This is a genomic window from Methylobacterium sp. NEAU K (assembly GCF_030700285.1).
Classification (GTDB): Bacteria; Pseudomonadota; Alphaproteobacteria; order Rhizobiales; family Beijerinckiaceae; genus Methylobacterium.
Map to the genome: position 1 here is coordinate 1 of NZ_JAUYZJ010000007.1, position 23,310 is coordinate 23,310.

A 23,310-nucleotide genomic window follows, 5' to 3' on the forward strand; every position below is an offset into this window, starting at 1 on the left:
GTCGTCGTGCCTCCCAGCCTGACGCGCCAGGCGCCGCCACGTGAACAGTTGCGAGGCGCTCAGTCCGTGTCGGCGTGCCACCGCGCTGATCGAGGTGCCCGGCCCATCACTCTCGACGACGATGGCGGCCTTTTCCTCATCCGACCACGTCCGCCGCCGGCCGGCCCCGGTGAACAGCTCCAGGCGCCGGATCGGCTCCGACATAGCCATACGCCCTGACATCGACATGTGACGGAGCTCCCATTCCGCTCCGTATGTCGCCTTCACACCGCCTGCCGGAAGGTGCCGCCCAGACAGCGCTTACGATATCCGTTCCTCAGGCTACGTCATCCACACGCTCGAAGCAGCACTGTGGGCGGTGAGCGAAACGACCAGCTTCCGGGATGCGGTCCTCCTGGCGGTCAATCTCGCGGACGATGCTGATACTGTAGGCGCAGTGACCGGGCAGATTGCAGGAGCGGCTTATGGCGTATCGGCTATCCCTGAAGAATGGTTCAAGCGGTTAGCCTGGAACGCACGCTTGGCCGAAGTTGCAGAACAGCTATTCGGAGCAAGCATCAAGCCGTGACGATTTCGAAATCTATGCCCGAGTGATCGTAAGTTGCCTCCCATTCACCGCCATCTTCGAAGCGGAAGCCGAAGCAGAGGGCCCAATCAAGCCAGTCTGTCTGATCCTGCCATTCATAGAACTCGGCCGTAGATGCGAACACCCGGTCGAACGTCATTTCAAACTGCGCATAGGCCGAGATGATGGGGATCGGACCATTCTCGAAGCTCACGGACGACAACTCGATAACTTGAGCCTGGATCGCGCCTCTCGAGTTCAGCAAGCCGCTCTCGTAATGCTCAGGCTCCGGTTCGATCCAGGCGTAGAGCAAGGGTTCGATAGCACGCCTGACGAAGGCCCACTGATCCTGAAGCCACGATGTTCGCATTCCCCGATCTTTCCATAGTTCCTCGCACTGGATGAGAGCGGGAGGGAGGACAGACAAGGGATCCCCAGAAAGGTCCGGTGAACCGTTCTTAAGGCTGACCATGACAGTGTGAGCATGCATTCAAAAATGTAGCACAGAATCGTCGTGTCGGCGATTGAAAAAATGAACCGACGCTGTTCCCCAATGACTTTCACTATCACCGAAGGAAAAGCCTAGGGTCTGAACCCAATCAAGCTGACCACATAAAGAGCGTTTGGGGTGGAAAGCTGCCGCTCGAACGTTCAAGATGATAGGGTTCAGACCCTAGTGCTCCGTGCCCGAGAAGCTGCCGAGGCAATGGAAGCCGAGCCAGACTTCAAAGGATTGGCCCGCTGCCAGGATCTTGGAGGCGGCCAAAGCTTCGGCGTCGTCGACGGCGTAGATTGATCCAATATCGATCCACTCGCCGTGCTCGTTGAGCAGGACGATCGTATACCGCAGGGGTATGAACGACGGCGGCGGGGTGGGTAGATCGCCCTTGTCGTCTGACATGCTGCTGGCCTCGGCAGTTGACGCTACCGCCGGCCCCCCGGGGGAGGAAAGTCGACCGAGACGCCAGCGGTAGCGGCTGTCACCCCGAATGACAGCGTGGCGACGCTGGGCCAAAGATACGAAAGGGTCTTTGCGTTGGATCAATCAGCCGGGAACGATGAAGGGGACGCGAGCCGCTCCATTTCTTATTGGCAGACCTCCATGCACCAGGGTCGTATACGAGCCTTCTCAGGATCAAGCAGACTAGATTTTGACCCTAGAATGGCAGGGCGGCCAATATTCTACCACCCTGCCCTTTAAGCTTAACGTCCTGAGGGGGCGCCGGAGGTATCTTTCTTGAAACCTGCCGCGTTCGGAGGACCTTTCATCTTCCCGTCTTGGCTTGCTGTGTTGTCGGGCGTCTGAGAACCGGCAGTGCCTGTGGTCTCAGCCTTCCCGAAGCCTGCGGCGTTAGGCGACCCCTGCATACGAGGCGTGTTCCCAGATCCGCCAGCAGTTCCAGAGTTTTCGGCTGCCCAACTGCCCGTTCCCATCGACAACAAGCCGACAGCCGCGATCAAAGCGATCTTCCTCATGACAGACTCCCTAAGGCGTTCCACGATCACTTCTGGTGAGTGACCCTCGGATCAACGCCCATCGCTTGACGCCTGTTCACTGCTGCCGGACAGAGCGTTTGAATCATCCCCGTCATCTGCGAGGGGCCGGCTTATCGGACATCAGGCAGGCCCTCGCTCGCCCATGGGGATGGCTATCGGACGGTGATTGAGTTCCTGATGGCATCATAATCGGCACGCTTGAGGACACGTCGCGTTAGAGTTCATCAGGCGACGTGTAGGGGCGCAACTCGATAATCCTCTTACCGATCATACCAGCACCCAAGGCGTCTAGCTGTTCCACGGTAGCTGAGTTCAAGGCGACGCTCCCACCGGCCGTTGTGGATGCGTCACTGGCGTTTCCGCATCGTTCGTGACCGTTCGTCGTTGCTACCGACGATCCTGCGGTCCAGGGCCGAAACCCTCAGAACAAGCCGAGCAGTAAGCATCCTAGAACTGTCAAGATTACTGCGCTAGCGATCAGAGTCCCTTTGGTGTCATTGAAAAATGGATTGCGTCCCGGAGTTATCAAACTCATGGCAACCTCCCGTTTTGGTGCTGAGAGTGCGCCTAACCCCGATAGGAGTCACTGAAAAAACCAAGGCTCGCTGCTGCAAAAACTACATCGCAACGTGGGTTTAGGGCGAATGAGGCTCACCGCGATTGAAGCGTGACCATTTCCAAAAAGTCGCCGAGACTGACGGTTTCCATAACTGTTGTGAGGCTGAGGAGACGATGGCATACCAGGGAAAGGAAAAGGGCACCCCATAAGAGGTGCCCTCCCCGATGGTTTAGGCCGCTTTAAGTTCTTCTCGGCACTTCTCGCAAAGATCATCAGTCAGATATACTTCCAAGTTATTATAGTCCGCATTGGTCTCGGTTTGATAAATAGCTAGGAGACATTGACAGGACTTGATCGCGCGCATCATAGTCATACGGTGTTCTGTGAGGACTCTACCATCGCCGCCAATCATGCTGCTAAGTCTATTCAAGAGGTCTTCAAGTTCGAATGACAAGATCTTATAAAAATGGGCCTTGTCACCTTCACTAATCAGAGCCTGGTAGTGTGCTTCATCTATACCCCGAAGCAACATCTTACGCAGAACATAGCTATTATCGCTACTTGTCCCACCGTGCGCAGAAAGAAAATCCTTGAAGATATAATCGTTGTCATCATTAAACATTTTCTTCGTGCCTTTATTTGGATTTAAAAAAATATAGGCGGACCAAAATAGTCCTATGTATGATCTGAAATATTTGTCCGCCCACTTGTTATCTGATGTTAAATGTAAAACATTTCTAGCGGCGTTTCATGTATCTGTCCTTGTCTCTGAGTCGGTCTTGTGGGGAGCGACTTTCATTTGCCGCTTGTGTAAGTGTTATCTCTCGCTCCCATAGGTCTACATTCGCCCTTTTGAGGGTTTGGTCGAGAACGAAGAGGGCATCGTTACTCCCACCGAGCTTCCCTGTTTCGATATTATAAGAGTTGATGACTTGGCGATATCGGTTCATCGCGGCATCGATAATCTGGTTGTGATCCCGAAGCTGTGCTGCTACTTCATTTACTGTTATTGCACCTGGTCCTGTGTCGACGTCAAATCTGGTCGGAATGGCGTTTTCGATCCAGGTTTGAACGTTTAAAGGCTTTCTATTCTTGATATAATGATAATAGAATCCCTTTCCCTCTTTTGGTTGGCAAGGTAGGTAAAAGGCATTGACGATATTAGGCTTGTTGTCGATACCGTGAAGCTTGCGCTCGCCCTTCGGTCGGTTACTCTTTGCGTCATAGAATCCAGAGTTCTCGATTCTTTGGACGATCTGATGCCATAGGAACTTATAAACTGTTGGCCTCATCACGTCGTCGGTCAGAAATACAACCCTATATCTTGGTAAATCGGGCGTATGGTTGTATGAACTATAGACGATCATTTCTTGATTGGGGAATATGCGGCTGAGTTTGAGATGAGTCAGTTTTCCATTCTCGATATCAAGATAGACGTGACGTCCATATAATGCGTTCTCTTCAGCCCTCTGTGTGTCGATTTCTTGGACCGGAACACATAGAGCAGGCATAATGAGGTTGTTACTGTCTTTGCCTGCAATGGACATTCTGTGCAATCCGTTCAGATATTTGCCGAAATCCTCGTTGTTCATAGTTAGTGGAAATGACATACCTTCGAACTTGTTATTGACTATAGACCCTTGATATGTTGTCACGTTTTCCCTTATATATGAATAAGAGATTTCGTGACAAGACATGTGGTATCCGGCTTCCAAGATGCGTTGACTGCCCAAATCATACTTCTCAACCAGTTGTTCCTGTTCATGTTGTAACTTCTCTCTACTGGCTCTTTTCCGTTCGTTTGCGTTGGCATGTTTCTGTTTCGGTCCTGGCTTGTTTTTCGTTCTATAGTCTACATTTAACGAATGAACCCGAGACCCTGGAAAGAGCCGTGACTGCCACTCGGCATTCTGCCGGTCAGGCAGAACCACGATCTTTCTATTACTGTTATTTGGATCGCGGATCGATATGCGGCCGATCGTCTGATACGTGTTGTGGTAATCATGTGCTATCTTCTGTTCATTCCAGCTTATTCCAGTAAAATCTTCAAAAAATCGCGCATCATGTGGGTTTGGATTGAATGCTGTTAATACAACGACATTGTCATGATGCTGAAAATCGTTTCGTCCATGAGATGCGTGTGGAAGTTTGTGAGTTCCCGCCACGCTCCCAAATGGACTATCATCTTCGAAATCTTTGTTATCGAGCCAACAGAAACTTTTCCCAGATAAAAGTTCGATCGCAGCATTAGTTATGACATCCCGTATGTTTTGGTCTTGTTCTTGTGCATAGAGGGACCAGTTTGTCTCCGATCCATAGTAAAAATCGATTAGGTCCCCGTTTGTATGTTCTCGATACCGGAGCTGCGACAAGATTTCCTCATCGTCTTCAAATCGAACTCCGCATCGTTTAAACCATCGGAATAGCAGTGTTTCATGCGCCCGTGCTCCCAACATCCTAACTGTTTGGAAGCCTGCGAACGTTTCAGGCCGTAAGAGAGAGAACATTCGGAGGAAAGGTTCATCAACGTCGCCCCTCCGCAATGCTTCGTATTGTTCTAGATTGACGAATGTGCGGTAGTTCTTGTTCAATATGCTCCTGGCGAACGGTTGAAGGATGGCATCGATCGCATCACCTCTCCTGTTCTCGGCAATAGTTCTCAGCGTAGATCGATCGCGAACATGAATCTCGCCGTATGATGAGCCTTGTGGATCTACCGTGATGGCATCCGTCAGGCGATTATGGTTACACGGGATCTGTTCGCTGTGAGACTTGAAACCTTTAGGTATCTCGTCGCAAACCAGATGGTATCGCTCGGGTTTGACAAGGAATGGAAGGTTTTCAAAAGCTGATGCGGTAGTAAGAATGAGATGTGGTCTGTCTAGAGGCTGTTTTAAATGCTCAGAGAGACGATAAACGACCTTTCCGGGCCAAGTATCGCTGTTTATTATCTCGATATTTATATTCGGGTCTAGCAAGCGAACTTGAGCGGCTGTTTGGCTTATGACTTCTCTTGTAGGCTGGATGACGATGAATGTTGCTCCATCATCAATCTCTCTTATTACTGTTTTGGCAATAGTTCTCGTTTTGCCGGACCCTATTGGAGCCTCGCTAGTCAATATATTCTGCATGTGAAAGTTAGTTACCTATAAAAACGCGTGAAAATACCGCCCGTTTGAAGGCGGTCATATCTAACGGGAATGTGGGTTGATCGGAACTGGCGCAACAGAAATCACTGTCACACCACAGATTACATAGTCTCTTAGATCAGAAACTATGATACGATTTATACACGACTTTTCACCGAGTTGCAATAGTCAGATTATAAAGCAATAAATGACAAACACACAATATTTCTTTCGTCACACTGTGATTATACAGTGGAAACCGTTTTTGTCAATACGCTGTTGTTAACATATTACCGTTGTTGCATATTTGTAATCCGTTTTTGTTTTCATTTTCAGTGTCAGACGGAAACTAGACCTGTTCTGACCTCGCCTCTCAACAACTGTTATACGCTCTTAGCCTTGATCCAACCGTAGATTGCGGCGAGACAACCCAAATGCGCCATCTCACCGCATATCACAGTTATTTAAATGGAGCAGACAGTCGCGCAAGTTTTCCTGCAGCTTCCGTGCCGGTGTGAGATACGTTGGTTGTATTGTATCAAATGTTACATTTCGATCATTCTTCATTGCGTGCGTGATATCGGTTATTATTACTTGAAATCATTGGTTTCGATACTAAAGTCCATTGATGGATTACTTTAAAAGAAATGGCATTTGCGTCGCATTTTTTTCAGCAAACGATACCCCTAGGTCCCGTTGACGATTGCACAGGACTCTTACACAATACGGTGCCATTGTTGTCCTTTGATATCTCGTATAAGTGGAAATGCCAGAGTTCAATCCTCTCTCGCAGCACCATCTTTATCCTAAAAGAGCAAAGACTTAGCGCTGGGCTAGCGAAAGCCGGCGGTAACGTATTGCGGCCGTGGAACCACTGCGGGAACACGCGACGGGAATGCCGCGCTACGCCGCGCCAGCTGCCAAGAAGCGCTGACGCCCCTCGGCAGCCGCCGCTTCGATCTCCTCTTCCGGCGTAGCCCCTGCGGGACGGCCCGGCCGATCCACGCGGCGTCGGTTCCGCCACGCGTCCGGTATGCCTCGCCGGCTTGGAGCATCCGGGGGATGTCCCTGTGACGCGTGCCTCGTGACCGTTCCTTTCGCAGGATCGAGGGCTCTGCCGAGCCGCTAACGATCCGGAGGCCTGGCTACTCCGCCGCTTCGCGGTAGGCGGGACGTTCGGAGGCATCGGTCGCCGGCACCGCGCTGGCTGGCGGCAGTCCCCACCCCTTCACGAGCCCGTAGACGGCGGGGATGACGACGAGGGTCAGCACGGTCGAGGACACCATCCCGCCGATCATCGGCACCGCGATGCGCTGCATGACCTCGGAGCCCGCCCCCGTGCTCCAGAGGATCGGGACGAGGCCGGCCATGATGGCGGTGACGGTCATCATCTTCGGGCGCACCCGCTCGACCGCCCCGACCATGATGGCCCCGCCGAGGTCCGCGCGGGTCAGAGAACGCCCTTCGCGGGCGCACGCGACCCGCACCTCGTCGAGGGCGTGGTCGAGATAGACCAGCATGATCACGCCCGTCTCGGCGGCAACGCCGGCCAGCGCGATGAAGCCGACCGCCACCGCGACCGACAGGTTGAAGTCCATCCACCAGAGCAGCCAGACGCCCCCCACGAGGGCGAACGGCAGCGACAGCATGACGATGAGAGTCTCGGTCAGCCGCCGGAAGTTGAGGTAGAGGAGCAGGAACACGACGAGCAACGTCAGCGGCACCACGACCTGCAGGCGCGCCTCGGCCCGCTCCAGGTACTCGTACTGCCCACTCCACTGCAGGGTCGTGCCCTGCGGCAGCTTCACCGCGTCGGTGACGGCCCTGCGCGCCTCGGCCACGTAGCCGCCGAGATCCCGCCCCGAAATGTCGACGAAGATGTAGACCGCGAGCTGGCCGTTCTCGGTGCGGATCGAGGTCGGGCCTCGGGTCAGGTCGACCTTGGCGACCTCGCGCAGCGGCACCGTGCCGCCGCCCGGCAGCGGCACCTGGACCTCGTCCGCGATGGCCCGCGGATTCGAGCGATATGCCCGCGGGTAGCGGATGTTCACGGTATATCGCTCCCGGCCCTCGACGGTGTTGGTGACGGCCTGGCCGCCGAGCGCCGAGGCGACGACGTCCTGCACGTCGCCGACGGTCAGCCCGTAGCGTCCGAGCGCCTCCCGGTCCGGCGTGATATCGAGGAAATAGCCGCCGATGACCCGCTCGGCGTAGGCGCTGGACGTGCCGGCCACGTTCCGGAGCACCGCCTCGACCTGGCGGGCGACCCCTTCCATCTCCTTGAGGTCGGTGCCGAGCACCTTCACGCCGACCGGGGTGCGGATGCCGGTCGAGAGCATGTCGATGCGGGCGCGGATCGGCTGCGTCCAGGCGTTCGACACGCCCGGGAATTGCAGCGCCTTGTCCATCTCCGCCTTGAGGCTCGCCAGCGTCACGTCCGGGCGCCACTCCGCCTGCGGCTTCAGGGCGATCACAGTCTCGAACATCTCGATTGGCGCCGGATCGGTCGCCGTGTTGGCGCGGCCCGCCTTGCCGTAGACCGAGGCCACCTCCGGGAAGGACTTGATGATCCGGTCCTGGGTCGCCAGCAGCTCGCCCGCCTTGGTCACCGAGATGCCCGGCAGCGTCGTCGGCATGTAGAGGAGCGTCCCCTCGTTCAGGTCCGGCATGAACTCCGATCCGAGTTGGCGGGCCGGCCACGCGGTCGCCGCCAGCACGCCCAGAGCGAGCAGGACGGTGAGGATCCGGGCGCGCAGCACGCCGGCGATGAGCGGCCGGTAGACCCAGATGAGGAGCCGGTTCAGCGGGTTGCGGTGCTCGGGGATGATCCGCCCGCGCACGAACAGCACCATCAGGGCGGGCACCAGCGTCACCGACAGGAGCGCCGCCGCCGCCATGGCGAAGGTCTTGGTGTAGGCCAGCGGCCCGAACAGCCGGCCCTCCTGGCTTTCCAGGGTGAAGATCGGCAGGAACGAGACCGTGATGACCAGGAGCGAGAAGAACAGCGAGGGGCCGACCTCGGCCGCCGCCTCGACCAGGACCTCGACCCGCGGCTTGCCCGACGGCGCCCGCTCCAGGTGCTTGTGGGCGTTCTCGATCATTACGATGGCGGCGTCCACCATGGCGCCGACCGCGATGGCGATGCCGCCGAGCGACATGATGTTGGCCCCGAGCCCGAGGCCGCGCATGGCGGCCAGCGCCATGAGGATGCCGACCGGCAGCATCAGGATGGCCACGAGGGCGCTGCGCACGTGCAGCAGGAACACGACGCAGACCAGGGAGACCACGACGCTCTCCTCGGCCAGCGTGTGCCGTAAGGTCTCGATCGCCGCGTCGATGAGCTGCGAACGGTCGTAGACCGGCAGGATCTCGGTACCGGCCGGCAGGCTCTTCGCTACCTCGGCGAGCTTCGCCTTCACGCCCTCGATCACGGTCAGCGCATTGGCGCCGAAGCGCTGCAGGACGATGCCGCCGGCGACCTCGCCCTCGCCGTTCATCTCTGTGATGCCGCGGCGCTCGTCTGGCCCAAGCTCGACCCGAGCCACATCGCGGACCCGCAGCGGCGTGCCGCCGGAGGTCTTCAGGACGATGTTCTCGATGTCGGCCACGCTCCGCAGGTAGCCGCGGCCACGGACCATGAACTCGAATTCAGACAGCTCGACGGTGCGGCCGCCGACGTCGGCGTTGCTCGCTCGGATGGCGTCGCGCAGCTTGTTGAGGGAGATGCCCTGCGCCCGCAGCCGGTTCGGTTCGACCACCACGTTGTACTGCTTCACGAAGCCGCCGACGCCCGCGACCTCGGCCACCCCCTCGGCGCGCGAGGCGCCGAAGCGAACAACCCAGTCCTGGATCGAGCGGAGCTCGGCCAGCGTCCGTTCCTTGGCGACGACGACGTACTGGTAGACCCAGCCCACGCCCGTCGCGTCCGGTCCGAGGGTCGGCGTCACCCCGGCCGGTAGGCGGTTCGCCGCGCCGTTGAGATACTCCAGCACCCGGGAGCGCCCCCAGTACGGGTCGGTGCCGTCCTCGAAGATGACGTAGACGAAAGAGACCCCGAAGAAGGAGTAGCCCCGCACCACCTTGGCCTTCGGCACCGTCAGCATGGCGGTGGTGAGCGGGTAGGTGACCTGGTCCTCGACGACCTGTGGCGCCTGGCCCGGATACTCGGTGTAGACGATGGCCTGTACGTCCGAGAGGTCGGGGATGGCGTCGAGGGGCAGCGTGCGCAGCGCCAAGCCTCCGGCAGCCACGGCGAGCGCGGTCCCGACGAACACCAGGACGAGGTTCCGGGCGGACCAGCCGATGAGGCGCGCGATCATGGCGTCGCCCCCGCGCTGAAGGCCTGTCGCTCGTCGGCCTTCGGGGCGGCCATGCCCTGGAGCGCCGCCTTCAGGTTACTCTCGGCGTCGATGAGGAAATTCGCCGCCGTCACCACCGTGTCGCCGGCGGTCACGCCTTCGCGGATCTCGGTGTAGCCCTCGCCCTGGACGCCGACCCTGACGGTGCGCGGCTCGAAGCGGCCTCCGCCGCGGTCGAGCAGCACCACCTGGCGCTCGCCGGTGTCGATGACCGCGTCGTCCGGCACGGCGACCACGGGAGTCGGCTGCGCCGTCGCGATCTCGACGTCGGCGTACATGTCCGGCAGCAGGGCGCCGTCCGGGTTCGCCACCTCGATGCGCACCCGCGTGGCACGGGTCTCCGGGTTCACCTGCGGGTAGATGACCGCGACCTTGGCCGAGAAGGTCCGACGAGGCAGGGAGCGCACCCGCAGGACCGCGGGCTGCCCGACCCCCACGCTGCCGAGGTCGCGCTCGGGCACGTCGGCCAGCACCCATAGGGTCGAGATGTCGCCGATCCGGAACAGGGTGTCGCCGGCCGCGGCCTTCATGCCCTCGACGACCGCGCGCTGCAGGACCACACCGTCCCGCGGCGAGGACCAGGTGATGGCCATCGGGACCTTCCGGGTGCGCTCCATCTCGTCGATGACCGCCTCGGAGACGTTCAGGTTCTGCAGCCGGCGCCGCGCGCCGTCGAAGCCGGGGTTGGCGATGAGCTGGGCGGCGGCGGCGTTGATCTCGGGCGAGTAGACGTAGACCAGCGGCTGACCCTTGCGGACGCGGTCGCCGGTCGTGACGTTCTCGACGTGGTCGACGTAGGCGTCCGAGCGGGTCGCCACCACGGTGACGCGCCGCTCGTCGAGGGTGACGGTGCCAGGCACCCGCACGGTGCGTCCGACGACGCGACGCTCGACCTTCTCGGTGCGTACCCCGGTGCGCTGGACCTTGCCGGGCGAGATGGTGACGGTGTTCCCATCCTCGCCCTCACCTTCGTAGACGGGGATGTAGTCCATCCCCATGGAGTCCTTCTTGGGCGCCGGCGCCGTGTCCGGCAGACCCATGGGATTGCGGTAGTACAGGATGCGCCGCTCGCCGGAGGCGGGCTCGGGCAACCGGGCAGCCGTGCCGTCGCCTCCCCTGCCAACGCCCCCCCGGCCGCCCTCGCTCAGGCCGTTTCCGGCCATGTCATGACCGGCCATCTCGTGACCCGGCCTGTCTGCGGGCATGGCCTCGCCCTCGGCGGCCTCGCCGTCGAAGCGGACGTCCTCGCCGGCATGGACGGCCTGGAATTCCCATCCATCCTCCGTGACCATCGGCGAGAGCGAGTAGACCGGCTTCCCGCTCGGGTCCCGGTAGTAGACGACCGGGCCTGACGGAGCGGCGACTCTCGCCGGCACCGGCCCATCAGCGGAGGGCAGCAGGTGCGCGAACCCGTCACGCGCCCGCTCCACGAGCGCGGCCGGCAGGCCGGAGGCCACCCGGCCGGCGAGAACCGACACCGCGGGGCCGTCGTGCCCGACCCAATACCCGGCTCCCCCGGCCGTGAGCGCGGCGAGGGCTCCGGCGAGCCATGCGGACCGGCTCATTTCGCGGCCTGGACGATCAGCTTGTCCTCGACCGTGCCGGTCTCGCCCTGGACCTTCGCGGCCAGCGACAGGCGCCAGCGGCCCTGCATCCCGAGATGGGCCTTGAAGCGGTAGATGCCAGGTTCGGTCGAAGGGACCTGCTCGACCTTGGTGGCCATCTCCTCCATGGCGTCGGGGGCCATGTCGAGGCGCTTGGCGAAGATCACGGCGTCGGTCACCGCCTTGCCGGTGCGTTTGTCGACGAGGCGGACAGCGAGGACCGCATCTCCGACCTTCGCCTCCTGCTGGACGAGCTGGAACTGGTAGTCCTTGACGTCGGCGTGGGCCGGCAGGACCGGATTCGACAAGGCAGCGCCGAGCATCGCGGCCGCGGAGGCGCGCGCAAGTGGATTGCTGGTCACGGGTTTCGTCTCCTGAACTCGATGGGAAGGACAGCGCTGGCGCGCTTCACCGTGCCGGCGCTTGGGGCGCCGGCGTCATCGATTCAGGCTCGGGGAGGCTCGGGTAGCGGGGGGCTGCGCAGACTGCCGAGGGCCGCTGCGGTGGGCCAAGTCGGCGATGTCCGGGTCGCGCCCGGCACTGGAACGGTCACCGACGCAGGCAGGAGCGAGGCGACGGAGGCGAGGCAAAGCGCCATCAGCGGGCAACCCTTGCCGCAATCTGGCTTGGAGACCCTCTCGTGCGGGCAGCAGGGCATGTCATCCATGGCCATGCTGCTTCCATCGACGCTCATGGTCATGTCCATGTCGGACATGGCGTGGTGATGGGCGTGCACCGACGGCGCCGCGGAGGCATGCATGCCCGCGGTCGCCGCGGGAGCGGCGACCGGTGTCAGGGCGAAGCTGAGGACCGCCAGGAGCGGTAACAGTCGCCGTAGGGCGAGCCAGAGGGTCACGAATTCAGGATGCCAAATTCCGGGAGGGGACGAAAGTCCATCCCGCCCCATTTCGAATTGCTGGATTGCGAGGTTGGTTGCACGCCCCCGTCAGGCTTGTTCGGCCGGGTAGCCGGCGTCGCGGATGGCCTGAGCGATCCGGTCGGCAGGCTCCGCGCTGCCGGACACCGTCACGAGCTTGGTCTCCAGGTCAACACCGACCCGAGCGTTTGGCTCGACGCCCTGGACGGCGCGGGTCACCGACTTGGCGCAGCCGCCGCAGCTCATCTTCGACACCGTGAAGCGGTACATGATGCTCTCCCTTGATGGTGTCCCCCGCAGATGGGGCTTCCCATCATGGTAAGGTCAAGGGTGCAGGGGTGCGTCATCCCTGCCATGTCGATACGGCCCCAGCAGGACTCGGCCGCCCTTCGGTCCAGCGTTCGGGCCGGAGGCACCAACAGTGTCGAGACGCGGCTCGAGTCTGAGGAGACCACCGCGAAGCTGCGGTCGCGCACCCAGCGTAAGGTTTGGTGACGGCGGCCCGCGTGGGGCAAACCCGCGTGAGATTCGGGGCAGAGTCTCCCGGGCGCTTGATCGACATCAAGGTGGGATCATCCGGGCCGGGTCAGATTAAGGTCTGCTGCGCCACCGGCCGACCGCATCGCCGACGGCAGCGGTCGTGATGAAGTACTCCACCTATAGCTCAGGAGGCCCCCATGACGCTGGCAACACTGATGCACGTGACGGCACTCACCACCCTCCTCGCTGCCGGTTCGCTGTCCAGCGCGCGCGCCCAGACATCGACGGGCCCGATGAGCCCGCCGGACCAGAGCGCCCAGCCCAATCAGTCAGGGATGATGGGGCGAGGCATGATGAGCGGCATGGGAGGGATGGGCCAGGGCGGCAGGCATGGAATGATGGGCCACATGATGGACGGGATGAACAGGGGCATGACGGATGGCGGGCTGAGAATGCGGATGATGTTCGCTATTGCCGACACGGATGGAGACGGGTCCCTCTCTTTCGAGGAGGTGACGGCCATTCATAAGCGTATCTTCAATGCGGTCGACGCCAACAAGGATGGAAAAGTAACCCCTGACGAGATTCGGAAATTCTTTGAAGAACCATAATGAAGCCTCGCATCGACCCTGCAAAGGATGCGCGGGAGCAGGACGAGCCGGAGGCGCGTCGTCTTCAGCCCGGCTCGGCCGTGGGCCAGCGCTGATGCAGGTCGTCGCTGACATTGGCTTTGGGCGTGCCCGCCCGGACCGGCGCCTTCCGGGGACGGAGGTTCGGGATCGAAGCGGAGGGTACGCGTCCTCGAAGTCGTCCGGGTCGGAGGCCCGCCGGAGATTGGTCGCCGCCGCGATGGACACTCGGCCCAGTGAGCCGAGCACCACGAGCGTGACCGGCATACCTGTCTTCGCGCCGCGCCGCTCGGCTAGATGGTAGGGTAGCAGTTCCTCGCCTACTATCCTCGAAACACCGGCACCGGGACCACGCTCGCGCGTGAGCCGCCGCCCATGGCACCGACATGCTCAAGCGTCTCCTCCCCGTGCTGCTGGCTGTCGCCGGCGGCTTTCTCGTCGCGACATGGTGGCCTGCCGCACCCGACGCGTTGCGGACCTTACTGGCAGGCTCCCGGCACGAGCCCGCGACCGCTCGCCCGGACGTGACGCCGGCGGCCGTTCCGGAGCCGGAAAAGTCCGGGCTGGTTCGCCTCACTGACGATCAGATCGCGAAGGCCAGGATCCGCGTGTCCCCCGCCAGCGAGGGGCGCCTCTCGCGCCACCTGCACGTGCCGGGCACCATCATCCCGAGCGCCAACGGCACCGCCCGGATTGCGGTGAAGACGACCGGCACTGTGGTCGAGCTGCGCAAGGGGCTCGGTGACAAGGTCGCCAAGGGCGAGGTGGTCGCCCTGCTCGACAGCCGCGAGATCGCCGATGCCAAGGGCGAGTACCTGGCGGCGCGGGTGTCGGCCGCGTTGCAGAAGACCCTCTACGAGCGCGACAAGGAGCTCTGGGATAAGCGCGTCTCGTCCGAGCAGCAGTACCTACGCTCGCAGGCGAGCTACCAGGACCTGAAGGTCAAGGAAGACGCGTCCCGCCGCAAGCTATCCTTCCTCGGCCTTGGCCAGGCCGAGATCCAGGCGTTGCCGAACCAGCCGGAGGCTCAGTTCGAGCGCCAGGAGATCCGCTCGCCGCTCAGTGGGAAGGTGGTGGAGCGGCGCGTCGACCTCGGGGCGGCGGTCGGCCGGGACAACCTGGAGACCGAACTCTACAGCGTCGTCGATCTGTCGACGGTCTGGGTCGATCTCGCGGTGAGCCCCAGCGACATGCCGCTGGTCCGCGAGGGCCAGACGGTGGCCGTGCGGGCGGAGGCGACCGGCGAGGCGGCCCGCGGTCGCATCGTCTTCATCGTCCCCGTCCTCGACCAGAATACGCGCGCGGCGCGGGTCGTCGCGGAACTGGCCAATCCGGACGAGACCTGGCGGCCTGGCTCGTTCGTGGCCGCCGAGATCGAGATTTCCGACAAGCCCGTTCGGGTCCTCGTCCCCGCGACAGCCATCCAGACCCTGGAGGGCAAGCCGAGCGTCTTCGTGCGGGTGGCGAACGGTTTTGAGACGCGCCCGGTCAAGCTCGGGCGATCGGACGACGACGGCGTCGAGGTGACGGCAGGGCTGGAGCCAGGGGAAACCATCGCGGTGGCCAACACCTTCACGCTCAAGTCCGAGCTCGGCAAGGCCGCGGCGGAGGATTGAGCCATGATCCGCTCGATCCTCGCCTTCTCGGTCACCAACCGCTACGCGGTCATTCTGGTGACGCTCATCGCGGCCGCTTTCGGCGCCTGGTCGCTCGCACGGCTGCCCATCGACGCGGTCCCGGACGTCACGAACAACCAGGTCCAGATCAACGTCATCGCGCCGGCTCTGACGCCGGTCGAGATCGAGAAGCAGGTCACGGTCCTGATCGAGCGGGCGCTCGCCGGCACGCCGAGCCTGGAGAGCATGCGCAGCTTCTCGCGCAACGGGTTCGCCCAGCTCACCGCCGTCTTCAGCGACAAGGTCGATGTCTACTTCGCCCGGAGCCAAGTGAACGAGCGGCTTGTCGAGGTGCGTGGCACCCTGCCCCCCGGGGTCGAGGTCCGGCTCGGGCCGATCTCGACCGGCCTCGGCGAGATCTACTGGTGGGCGGTCGAGTACCAGCCGCCCGGTGAGGGCACGCCCGTCCGGGAGGGCCGGCCCGGCTGGCAGCCAGACGGCAGCTACCTGACCCCGGAAGGCGAGCGGCTGAATTCGGACTTCGAACGAGCGGTGTACCTGCGCACGGTCCAGGATTGGATCATCCGGCCGCAGATGAAGAGCGTGCCGGGTGTCGCAGGTGCCGACGCCATCGGCGGCTTCGTGAAGGAGTACCAAGTCCAGCCCGACCCGATGAAGCTCGTCGGCTACGGCCTGTCCTTCGCCGACCTGACGCGGGCCATCGAGGTCAACAACGTGACCCGCGGGGCAAACTACGTCGAGCGTAACGGCGAAGGCTATGTCGTCCGGGCCGGCGGCCTGATCGAGAACGTCGACCAGATCCGCGATATCGTGGTGGCGACCCGCAACGGCGTTCCGATCCTGGTAAGGGATGTCGCCGAGGTCGGAATCGGGCGGGAACTCCGCACCGGATCGGCCAGCGAGAACGGCCACGAGGTGGTGCTGGGCACCGCGCTGATGCTGATCGGCGAGAACAGCCGCACGGTCGCGGCGGCCGCCTCCGCCAAGATCCAGGAGATCAACCGGCTGCTGCCGCCAGGCATCCAGGCGCGGACGCTGCTCAGCCGCACGGACCTCGTCGATGCCACGGTCAAGACGGTGGCCAAGAACCTCGCGGAAGGGGCGCTGCTGGTCATCGCGGTGCTGTTCCTGGCCCTCGGCAACATCCGGGCCGCGATCATCACGGCGCTGGTCATCCCGGTGACCATGATGCTGACGGCCACCGGCATGCTGGCCGGACACATCAGCGCCAACCTGATGTCGCTCGGCGCCCTCGACTTCGGGCTCATTGTCGACGGCGCGGTCATCATCTCCGAGAATAGCTTGCGGCACCTCGCCGAGCGCCAGCACGCGCTCGGAAGGAAGCTGGCACTGGACGAGCGGCTGGTGACCGTCCGAGTCTCGGCCGAGGAGATGATCAAGCCGAGTGTCTACGGACAGGCCATCATCATCCTGGTCTACGTGCCGCTGCTGACCTTCACCGGTGTCGAGGGCAAGACGTTCGCGCCGATGGCACTGACGGTGCTGATCGCGCTGGCGGCGGCTTTCGTCCTGTCGCTGACCTTCGTGCCCGCGATGATCGCGACCGTGATCACCGGCCGCGTCAGCGAGGGCGACAATGCTCTCATCCGGGTCCTCAAGGGTGCCTACCGGCCGCTGCTGGCCGGCGCGATCTCGGCGCCGATGGCCTACCTCGCCTGCGCGTTCGCGATCATCTGCTTGGCAGGGGTCCTCGCGACGCGGCTGGGCCAGGAGTTCACGCCGACGCTCGACGAGAAGAACATCGTCATGGAGGCGCGGCGCATCCCCTCGACCGCCATCTCGCAGTCGCAGGCCATGCAACTCGGCGTTGAGGAGGCGATGAACAAGTTCCCGGAGGTGGCCTTCGTGTACTCGCGCTGCGGCACGCCCGACATCGCGGCGGACCCGATGCCGCCGAACGCCTGCGATGCCTACCTCATCCTGAAGCCGCAGAGCGCGTGGCCCGATCCGGAGGAAACCAAGGAGGCCCTCATCGGCCGGATGGAGGTGGAGGCGAAGCTGATCCCAGGCACGCTGCTGGGCTTCTCCCAGCCGATCCAGATGCGCTTCAACGAGCTCATCGCCGGCGTGCGCGACGACCTCGCGGTGAAGGTATTCGGCGAGGAGTTCGGGCCGATGGTCGAGGGCGCCCGCAAGATCGCCGGCATCCTGCGGAGTCTGGACGGAGCCGCCGACGTGAAGGTCGAGGAGGTGGTCGGGCTACCGTTCCTGGAGATCAAGATCGACCGGCGCGAGATTGCCCGGCGCGGGTTGAGCATGGCCGATGTCCAGGATGTGATCGGTACCGCGGTCGGCGGCAAGGATGCCGGGTTGGTCTACGAAGGCGACCGTCGGTTCAGCATCGTGGTGCGCCTTGCCGACAACGTCCGGGGCGACGTCGAGGCGCTGAAGAACCTGCCGGTGCCGCTACCAGCCGCGCAGGCCGCGCAGGTACGGATGGGCACGGGCGTTTCGGCTGCACCCGGGCCGGCCGGAGCTTTGAGCGTGCCGTTGCGGCAGTTGGCGAGCTTCACCTTCACGGAGGGACCAAATCAGGTCAGCCGCGAGAACGGCAGACGTCGGGTGGTGGTGACCGCGAACGTGCGCGGCCGCGACATAGGCTCGCTGGTGGCCGAGGCGCAGGAGCGGATCGCCGCCGAGGTGAAGCTGCCGGCCGGCTACGAGGTGCGCTGGGGAGGGCAGTTCGAGAACCTGACGGCGGCCCGCCAGCGCCTGATGATCGTCGTGCCCGCCTGCTTCGCGCTGATCCTGATCCTGCTGCTCGGTGCCCTGGGCTCGGCCCGGGATGCATCCATCGTGTTCAGTGCGGTGCCGATGGCCCTGACCGGCGGCGTTGCTGCCCTGTGGCTGCGGGACATGCCCTTCTCGGTCTCGGCGGCGGTCGGCTTCATCGCGCTTTCGGGCGTGGCGGTCCTGAACGGCCTGGTGCTCCTCAACCACATCCGCACGCTGGTGGCGAACGGCATGGGTATTCCGGAAGCCGTGCGAGAGGGCGCCCTGACGCGCCTCCGACCCGTCGTCATGACCGCCCTGGTCGCCGCCCTGGGCTTCGTTCCGATGGCCCTGGCGACGGGCACGGGCGCGGAGGTGCAGCGTCCGCTGGCGACCGTCGTCATCGGCGGCCTGGTCAGCGCGACCCTGCTGACCCTGCTGGTGTTGCCGGCCTTGTACGTGCGGTTCGGTACGGTGACGGCCCGGCCAGCCGAGGCAGCACCGGCCGCGGCGTCCGGACACCTGCAAGCGGCGGAGTAAGGGAAGGCCGGCCACTCTCGGGCCCGGTCGGCGACCGCGCGCGGGGCGATTGTGTAAAGCGCCGCATGGGGCGGTCTGCCTGCCCTTCATGGCATGCGCGGGTGCCATGAGGTAGCACGACGCCTGCATCGCTGCCGGCTGGTCCAATCGTAAGCCGGGAAGGTACGCGAGCAGCATTCGCACGCTGCCGGAAATCCGGGTCGATGGGGCTCGACCATCGGGAAACGTGCGGCGGCGGGTTGGGGGAGCATCGTGACGACCTTGGACAAAACGCCTCTCCCGGTCGGTAGGCGCATCCCGGCCGGGATCTGGGCACTCGGCTTCGTGAGCATGCTGATGGATATCTCCTCGGAGATGATCCACGCGCTCCTGCCCATCTACATGGTCACCGTGCTCGGCACCTCGACGCTGGCGGTCGGCATCATCGAGGGCCTCGCCGAGGCGACCGCCTCCATCGTAAAGGTGTTCTCGGGGGCGCTCAGCGATTGGCTCGGCCGGCGCAAGCTCCTGGCGGCCGTCGGCTACGGGATCGCGGCATGCACCAAGCCGATCTTCCCCCTGGCGAACTCCCTGGAATGGCTGGTCGCTGCACGCTTCATCGACCGGGTCGGCAAGGGCATCCGGGGCGCGCCGCGCGATGCCCTCGTGGCCGACCTCGCGCCGCCGGAACTGCGCGGAGCCAGCTTCGGCCTGCGCCAGACGCTCGACACGGTCGGCGCCTTCACCGGCCCTCTGCTCGCCATCGTCCTGATGTGGCACTTCGCGAACGACTTCCGGGCCGTGTTCTGGGTCGCCGTTCTGCCGGGCGTGCTGTCCTTCGCAGTGCTCGTGCTCGCCGTGAAGGATCCCGGTGCGACGGCCGTACGGCACCCCGTCCGGTTTCCACTCAGGTCCGAGGCCCTGGCTCGGCTCGGAGCGCGTTACTGGCAGGTGGTCGCGGTTTCCGTGGTGCTGACCCTGGCCCGCTTCAGCGAGGCGTTCCTGCTGCTGCGCGTGCAGGAATTCGGGGTCGCACCCTACCTGCTGCCGTTCGTCCTGGTGGTCATGAGCGTCGTCTATGCCCTGTCCTCCTACCCGGTCGGCGCGCTCTCCGACCGGATGGACCGGATGACACTCCTGCAGGTCGGCCTCGTCCTCCTCGTGCTGGCCGATCTGGTGCTCGCCTGGTCCCCCAGCCTCGCCGTGGCGTGGCTGGGTGTCGCCCTGTGGGGGCTGCATATGGGTTTCAGCCAAGGCCTTCTCGCGGCGATGGTCGCCGACACGGCCGCCCCGGATCTGCGCGGCACCGCCTTCGGCGTGTTCAATCTCCTGACGGGGGTGTCCCTGCTCGTCGCGAGCGTCGTCGCCGGCTGGCTGTGGGACGCCTTCGGGGCGCCGGCCACCTTCCTGGCGGGGGCAGCGTTCAGCGCCTTCGCACTGGGTGGCCTCCGGATCATCAAGGTCAGAGCGCCCGACAGAACGGCCTGATCCGGGCCGGGCGATCCGAGGCTCTAGATGCCCGCTGCGCCGTCGCCCGCCACAGCGCACGGGTGGGATGGCATCGAAGGTTGGGGCCATCATCACCCGGTGGCGGCGGTGGGCTCGCGTGAGGCTCAGGCCGAGCGGCGTAATGCTGGCATCGACGCCGAAAATTGCTGCTCTCTCTGATCACCGATGGCACGGCGCGTGTCATGGCGTGGGCAGCGTCGGCGTGATCTCGGGTGGTGTCTCCCGGATCAGGCGCAACTCGTACCAGAGCGCGTTCAGCACCCCCACCGTCGCGGCCAGTCCGAGGCCGAGGACCCAGGCGAAGTACCACATCGTCACATTTCCTTGCGTTCGGGGGGAGCCCCGTCCGCGCCGGGGGCTCCGGACGGATTCAGTAGGCCGGCGAGCCAGGGGCGGTGATGTCGCGCTCGGAGACCTTGCCCCACAGCACCCGGTAGACCCAGGCCGTGTAGGCGAGGACCAGCGGAAGGAAGATCACGGTGGCGATCAGCATGTTGCGCAGGGTCGCCCGGCTGGAGGATGCGTCGAACACGGTCAGCGCGTGGCCCGGATGCGTGCTCGACGGCAGGATGATCGGGAACATCGAGAGGCCGACGGTGGCGATGATGCAGGCGATGCCGAGGTTCGAAGCGAGGAACGTCAGCCCCTCGCGGCGCGCTCGGAAACCCGCAGCAGCGAGCAACGGACCGGCGATCCCGAGGAGCGGCACGAGGGCGAGGGCTGGTGTCGCCCGGAAATTCGCCAGCCACGCGCCCGGATCCGTGATCACGTCCTTGGTCAGCGGGTTCGAGGGGCCATCCCCGGCGAGCGGGGTGACGACGTGGTAGCCGCCGAAGGCGCCGGCCCAGACGAGGAGCCCGCCGCCCGCGAACAGGGCTGCGGTCGCGAGGGCCGCCTTGAGCCCGATGGCACGGGCGCGCTCGGCCACCGGCCCCTCGGCCTTGAAGGCGAGCCAGGCAGCGCCGTGGGCGACCAGCATCGCCACCGAGACCAGGCCGCAATAGAGCGCGAGCGGGTTGAGCAGGCCGAAGAGCGTGCCCTCGTAGATCGGGCGCAGGTCGCCGGTGAAGTGGAAGGGCACGCCCTGAAGCACGTTGCCGACCGCGACGCCGAAAATCAGCGCCGGCACCGCGCCGCCGACGAACAGCGCCCAGTCCCAGGCCGAGCGCCAAGCCGTCCCCTCGCGCTTCGACCGGTACTTGAAGGCCACCGGCCGCAGGATCAGGGCGAACAGCACCAGAAACATGGCGAGGTAGAAGCCGGAGAAGCTCAGCGCATAGAGCGCCGGCCAGGCGGCGAAGATCGCGCCGCCGCCGAGCACCAGCCAGACCTGGTTGCCTTCCCAGGTCGCCGCGACGGTATGGATTGCCACGCGCCGCTCGAGGTCGGTGCGGCCCACGAAGGGCAGCAGGGCGCCGACGCCGAGATCGAAGCCGTCCGTGACGGCGAAGCCGATCAGGAGAACGCCGAGCAGCACCCACCAGATCAGGCGGAGCGATTCGTAGTCGGACAGGTATGCGAGCATCGCGGAAAATCCTCGGTTCGGGCCGGACGGACCGGCGTCTGAGGGAACGGCAGCCGGCCTACTCGGCCGCGGCGAGGCGGGGACCGGTCCGGTTCGCGCCAGTGTCCGGGAACAGCGAGGCCGGATCGTCGGCGAGTGTCTCGGGGCCCTTGGCGATGGCCCGCAGCATCAGCCGCACCTCGATCACCGCGAGCACGCCGTAGACCAGGGTGAAGCCCGCGAGGGTGATCAGCAGGGAGGGGATGCCGAGTTCGGAGGTGGCGAGCGCGGTCGGCAGCACGCCCTCGATGATCCAGGGCTGGCGGCCGAACTCGGCGACGAACCAGCCGAACTCGATCGCGATCCAGGGCAGCGGCAGGGCCAGCAGCGCCGCCCAGAACAACCAGCGCGGAGCCTCCGCCTCGCGCGCCGTGTACCAGAGGGCGGCCCCGAACAGGGCGATCAGCAGGAAGCCGCAGGCCGCCATCGCGCGGAAGGTGAAGAAGATCGAAGGCACGTGCGGCACGGTCGACCAGGCGGCGCGCGCGATATCGGCCTCGCTCGCCGTCAGCGGATCGCCGATGAGAGGCTTCAGGAGCTGGGCGTAGCCGAGGTCGACCTGGGTCCGGGCGAAGGTGGTGCGGGCCTCGGTATCCTGGCGGTCGTTCTTGATCCGCTCCAGCGCCGCATAGGCCACGAGTCCGTTGCGGATGCGGCCCTTGGCGATCTCGACCAGTTCGGCGATGCCGGGGATCTCGGTGGCGAGCGAGCGGGTGCCGATCAGGCCCATCGCCCACGGGATATGGATCGCGTAGCGGGTCGTGCGGTTTTCCAGGTCGGGGATGCCGATGGCCGTGAAGGCGGCAGGGGCCTCCTCGGTGTGCCACATCGCCTCCATGGCGGCGAGCTTCATCTTCTGATGGTCGGTGACGGCGTAGCCGCTCTCGTCGCCGAGTACGACGACGCTGAGCGCCGAGGCGAGGCCGAAGGCCGCCGCGATCGCGAAGGAGCGCTTGGCGAGTTCCAGGTGCCGGCCGCGCAGGATGTAGAAGGCCGAGACGCCCAGCACGAAGACCGCGCCGCAAACGTAGCCGGCCGAGACCGTGTGGACGAACTTCGCCTGCGCCACCGGGTTCAGCAGCACGGCGGCGAAGTCGGTCACCTCCATGCGCATCGTGTCGGGGTTGAACAGCGAGCCGACTGGGTTCTGCATCCAGCCATTGGCGATCAGGATCCAGAGCGCGGAGAAGTTCGTGCCGAGCGCCATCAGCCACGTCACCGCGCAGTGGGTGAGCGGCTTGAGCTTGTCCCAGCCGAAGAAGAACAGGCCGACGAAGGTCGCCTCCAGGAAGAAGGCCATCAGGCCCTCGATGGCGAGCGGGGCCCCGAAAACGTCGCCGACGTAGTGCGAATAATAGGCCCAGTTCATTCCGAACTGGAACTCCATGGTCAGGCCGGTGGCGACGCCGAGCGCGAAGTTGATGCCGAACAGGAGGCCCCAGAACTTCGTCATGTCGCGCCAGATCCGGCGGCGCGTCATGACGTAGACCGTCTCCATCATGGCGACGAGGATCGAGAGCCCCAGCGTCAGGGGCACGAAGAGGAAATGGTACATCGCCGTCAGCGCGAATTGCAGGCGCGACAGATCGACGAGCAGCGGATCGGTCATGGGGCCCTCCTGGTCCGCTAGCGCCTGTCGCTCCAAGAGGGC

At 63.6% G+C, this 23,310-nt stretch carries 17 protein-coding genes; 5 read left to right on the forward strand and 12 right to left on the reverse strand.

Features of this window, described 5'->3' with window-relative positions; genetic code table 11:
• The coding region (locus Q8W67_RS07380) for a transposase (RefSeq protein WP_305543018.1) at window positions 1-210 on the reverse strand (210 nt) is incomplete at its 3' end.
• A gap of 97 nt (window positions 211-307) precedes the next feature.
• Between Q8W67_RS07380 and Q8W67_RS07385 the strand changes: the two genes are divergently transcribed.
• Window positions 308-568 (forward strand): ADP-ribosylglycohydrolase family protein, encoded by a 261-nt coding sequence (locus Q8W67_RS07385; RefSeq protein WP_305543553.1) that lies wholly within the window; start codon window positions 308-310, stop codon window positions 566-568.
• Here Q8W67_RS07385 and Q8W67_RS07390 read toward each other — a convergent pair.
• From Q8W67_RS07390 to Q8W67_RS07425, 8 genes are all read right to left on the reverse strand, one after another.
• Window positions 558-935, reverse strand: coding sequence for a hypothetical protein (locus Q8W67_RS07390; protein ID WP_305543021.1), 378 nt, complete (start codon window positions 933-935; stop codon window positions 558-560). The genes Q8W67_RS07385 and Q8W67_RS07390 overlap by 11 nt on opposite strands.
• Window positions 936-1,238: 303 nt before the next feature.
• A complete protein-coding gene (locus tag Q8W67_RS07395; protein WP_305543024.1) occupies window positions 1,239-1,466 on the reverse strand; it encodes a hypothetical protein in 228 nt (75 codons plus the stop codon).
• 1,892 nt (window positions 1,467-3,358) lie between these two features.
• On the reverse strand, window positions 3,359-5,752 hold the full coding sequence (locus tag Q8W67_RS07400; protein ID WP_305543025.1) for a DEAD/DEAH box helicase: 2,394 nt from the start codon (window positions 5,750-5,752) through the stop codon (window positions 3,359-3,361).
• A 1,142-nt stretch (window positions 5,753-6,894) separates the two neighbouring features.
• Window positions 6,895-10,068 carry an efflux RND transporter permease subunit gene (locus tag Q8W67_RS07405; RefSeq protein WP_305543026.1) on the reverse strand — a complete coding sequence of 1,058 codons (3,174 nt, stop codon included), beginning with the start codon at window positions 10,066-10,068 and terminating at the stop codon, window positions 6,895-6,897.
• Window positions 10,065-11,672 carry an efflux RND transporter periplasmic adaptor subunit gene (locus tag Q8W67_RS07410; protein WP_305543028.1) on the reverse strand — a complete coding sequence of 536 codons (1,608 nt, stop codon included), beginning with the start codon at window positions 11,670-11,672 and terminating at the stop codon, window positions 10,065-10,067. The genes Q8W67_RS07405 and Q8W67_RS07410 overlap by 4 nt, the downstream gene beginning before the upstream one ends.
• Window positions 11,669-12,073 (reverse strand): FixH family protein, encoded by a 405-nt coding sequence (locus Q8W67_RS07415; protein ID WP_305543029.1) that lies wholly within the window; start codon window positions 12,071-12,073, stop codon window positions 11,669-11,671. The genes Q8W67_RS07410 and Q8W67_RS07415 overlap by 4 nt, the downstream gene beginning before the upstream one ends.
• Window positions 12,074-12,156: 83 nt before the next feature.
• Complete coding sequence (locus tag Q8W67_RS07420; protein ID WP_305543030.1) at window positions 12,157-12,567, reverse strand: hypothetical protein; 411 nt, start codon at window positions 12,565-12,567, stop codon at window positions 12,157-12,159.
• A gap of 90 nt (window positions 12,568-12,657) precedes the next feature.
• Entirely contained in the window at window positions 12,658-12,858 is a 201-nt protein-coding gene (locus tag Q8W67_RS07425) for a heavy-metal-associated domain-containing protein (RefSeq protein ID WP_305543031.1), read from the reverse strand.
• Window positions 12,859-13,265: 407 nt separating this feature from the next.
• Here Q8W67_RS07425 and Q8W67_RS07430 point away from each other — a divergent pair, with 407 nt between their 5' ends.
• The 4 genes from Q8W67_RS07430 to Q8W67_RS07445 all read left to right on the forward strand — a co-directional run bounded on the left by Q8W67_RS07430 (window position 13,266) and on the right by Q8W67_RS07445 (window position 20,074).
• Window positions 13,266-13,679 (forward strand): EF-hand domain-containing protein, encoded by a 414-nt coding sequence (locus Q8W67_RS07430; protein WP_305543033.1) that lies wholly within the window; start codon window positions 13,266-13,268, stop codon window positions 13,677-13,679.
• Window positions 13,680-14,083: 404 nt separating this feature from the next.
• Entirely contained in the window at window positions 14,084-15,313 is a 1,230-nt protein-coding gene (locus Q8W67_RS07435) for an efflux RND transporter periplasmic adaptor subunit (protein WP_305543036.1), read from the forward strand.
• A 3-nt stretch (window positions 15,314-15,316) separates the two neighbouring features.
• A complete protein-coding gene (locus Q8W67_RS07440; protein WP_305543039.1) occupies window positions 15,317-18,607 on the forward strand; it encodes an efflux RND transporter permease subunit in 3,291 nt (1,096 codons plus the stop codon).
• A 330-nt stretch (window positions 18,608-18,937) separates the two neighbouring features.
• Window positions 18,938-20,074, forward strand: coding sequence for an MFS transporter (locus Q8W67_RS07445; protein WP_305543556.1), 1,137 nt, complete (start codon window positions 18,938-18,940; stop codon window positions 20,072-20,074).
• 201 nt (window positions 20,075-20,275) lie between these two features.
• On the opposite strand, the gene cydX is transcribed toward Q8W67_RS07445, so the two are convergent.
• The 3 genes from cydX to Q8W67_RS07465 are packed head-to-tail and all read right to left on the reverse strand — an operon-like array spanning window position 20,276 to window position 23,268.
• Window positions 20,276-20,407, reverse strand: coding sequence for a cytochrome bd-I oxidase subunit CydX (gene cydX / locus Q8W67_RS07455; protein ID WP_305543042.1), 132 nt, complete (start codon window positions 20,405-20,407; stop codon window positions 20,276-20,278).
• 58 nt (window positions 20,408-20,465) lie between these two features.
• On the reverse strand, window positions 20,466-21,620 hold the full coding sequence (gene cydB / locus Q8W67_RS07460) for a cytochrome d ubiquinol oxidase subunit II (protein ID WP_305543045.1): 1,155 nt from the start codon (window positions 21,618-21,620) through the stop codon (window positions 20,466-20,468).
• A gap of 58 nt (window positions 21,621-21,678) precedes the next feature.
• Complete coding sequence (locus Q8W67_RS07465; RefSeq protein WP_305543048.1) at window positions 21,679-23,268, reverse strand: cytochrome ubiquinol oxidase subunit I; 1,590 nt, start codon at window positions 23,266-23,268, stop codon at window positions 21,679-21,681.
• Between the last annotated feature and the right edge of the window lie 42 nt (window positions 23,269-23,310).

Bases quoted from the DNA above. Each gene is read 5' to 3' on its own strand.
- Q8W67_RS07425 (WP_305543031.1), bottom strand. From the start codon at position 12,858: ATGTACCGCTTCACGGTGTCGAAGATGAGCTGCGGCGGCTGCGCCAAG.
- Q8W67_RS07465 (WP_305543048.1), bottom strand. From the start codon at position 23,268: ATGACCGATCCGCTGCTCGTCGATCTGTCGCGCCTGCAATTCGCGCTG.
- Q8W67_RS07395 (WP_305543024.1), bottom strand. From the start codon at position 1,466: ATGTCAGACGACAAGGGCGATCTACCCACCCCGCCGCCGTCGTTCATA.
- cydB (WP_305543045.1), bottom strand. From the start codon at position 21,620: ATGCTCGCATACCTGTCCGACTACGAATCGCTCCGCCTGATCTGGTGG.
- Q8W67_RS07405 (WP_305543026.1), bottom strand. From the start codon at position 10,068: ATGATCGCGCGCCTCATCGGCTGGTCCGCCCGGAACCTCGTCCTGGTG.
- Q8W67_RS07435 (WP_305543036.1), top strand. From the start codon at position 14,084: ATGCTCAAGCGTCTCCTCCCCGTGCTGCTGGCTGTCGCCGGCGGCTTT.
- Q8W67_RS07430 (WP_305543033.1), top strand. From the start codon at position 13,266: ATGACGCTGGCAACACTGATGCACGTGACGGCACTCACCACCCTCCTC.
- Q8W67_RS07390 (WP_305543021.1), bottom strand. From the start codon at position 935: ATGCGAACATCGTGGCTTCAGGATCAGTGGGCCTTCGTCAGGCGTGCT.
- Q8W67_RS07410 (WP_305543028.1), bottom strand. From the start codon at position 11,672: ATGAGCCGGTCCGCATGGCTCGCCGGAGCCCTCGCCGCGCTCACGGCC.
- Q8W67_RS07445 (WP_305543556.1), top strand. From the start codon at position 18,938: ATGCTGATGGATATCTCCTCGGAGATGATCCACGCGCTCCTGCCCATC.
- Q8W67_RS07400 (WP_305543025.1), bottom strand. From the start codon at position 5,752: ATGCAGAATATATTGACTAGCGAGGCTCCAATAGGGTCCGGCAAAACG.
- cydX (WP_305543042.1), bottom strand. From the start codon at position 20,407: ATGTGGTACTTCGCCTGGGTCCTCGGCCTCGGACTGGCCGCGACGGTG.
- Q8W67_RS07440 (WP_305543039.1), top strand. From the start codon at position 15,317: ATGATCCGCTCGATCCTCGCCTTCTCGGTCACCAACCGCTACGCGGTC.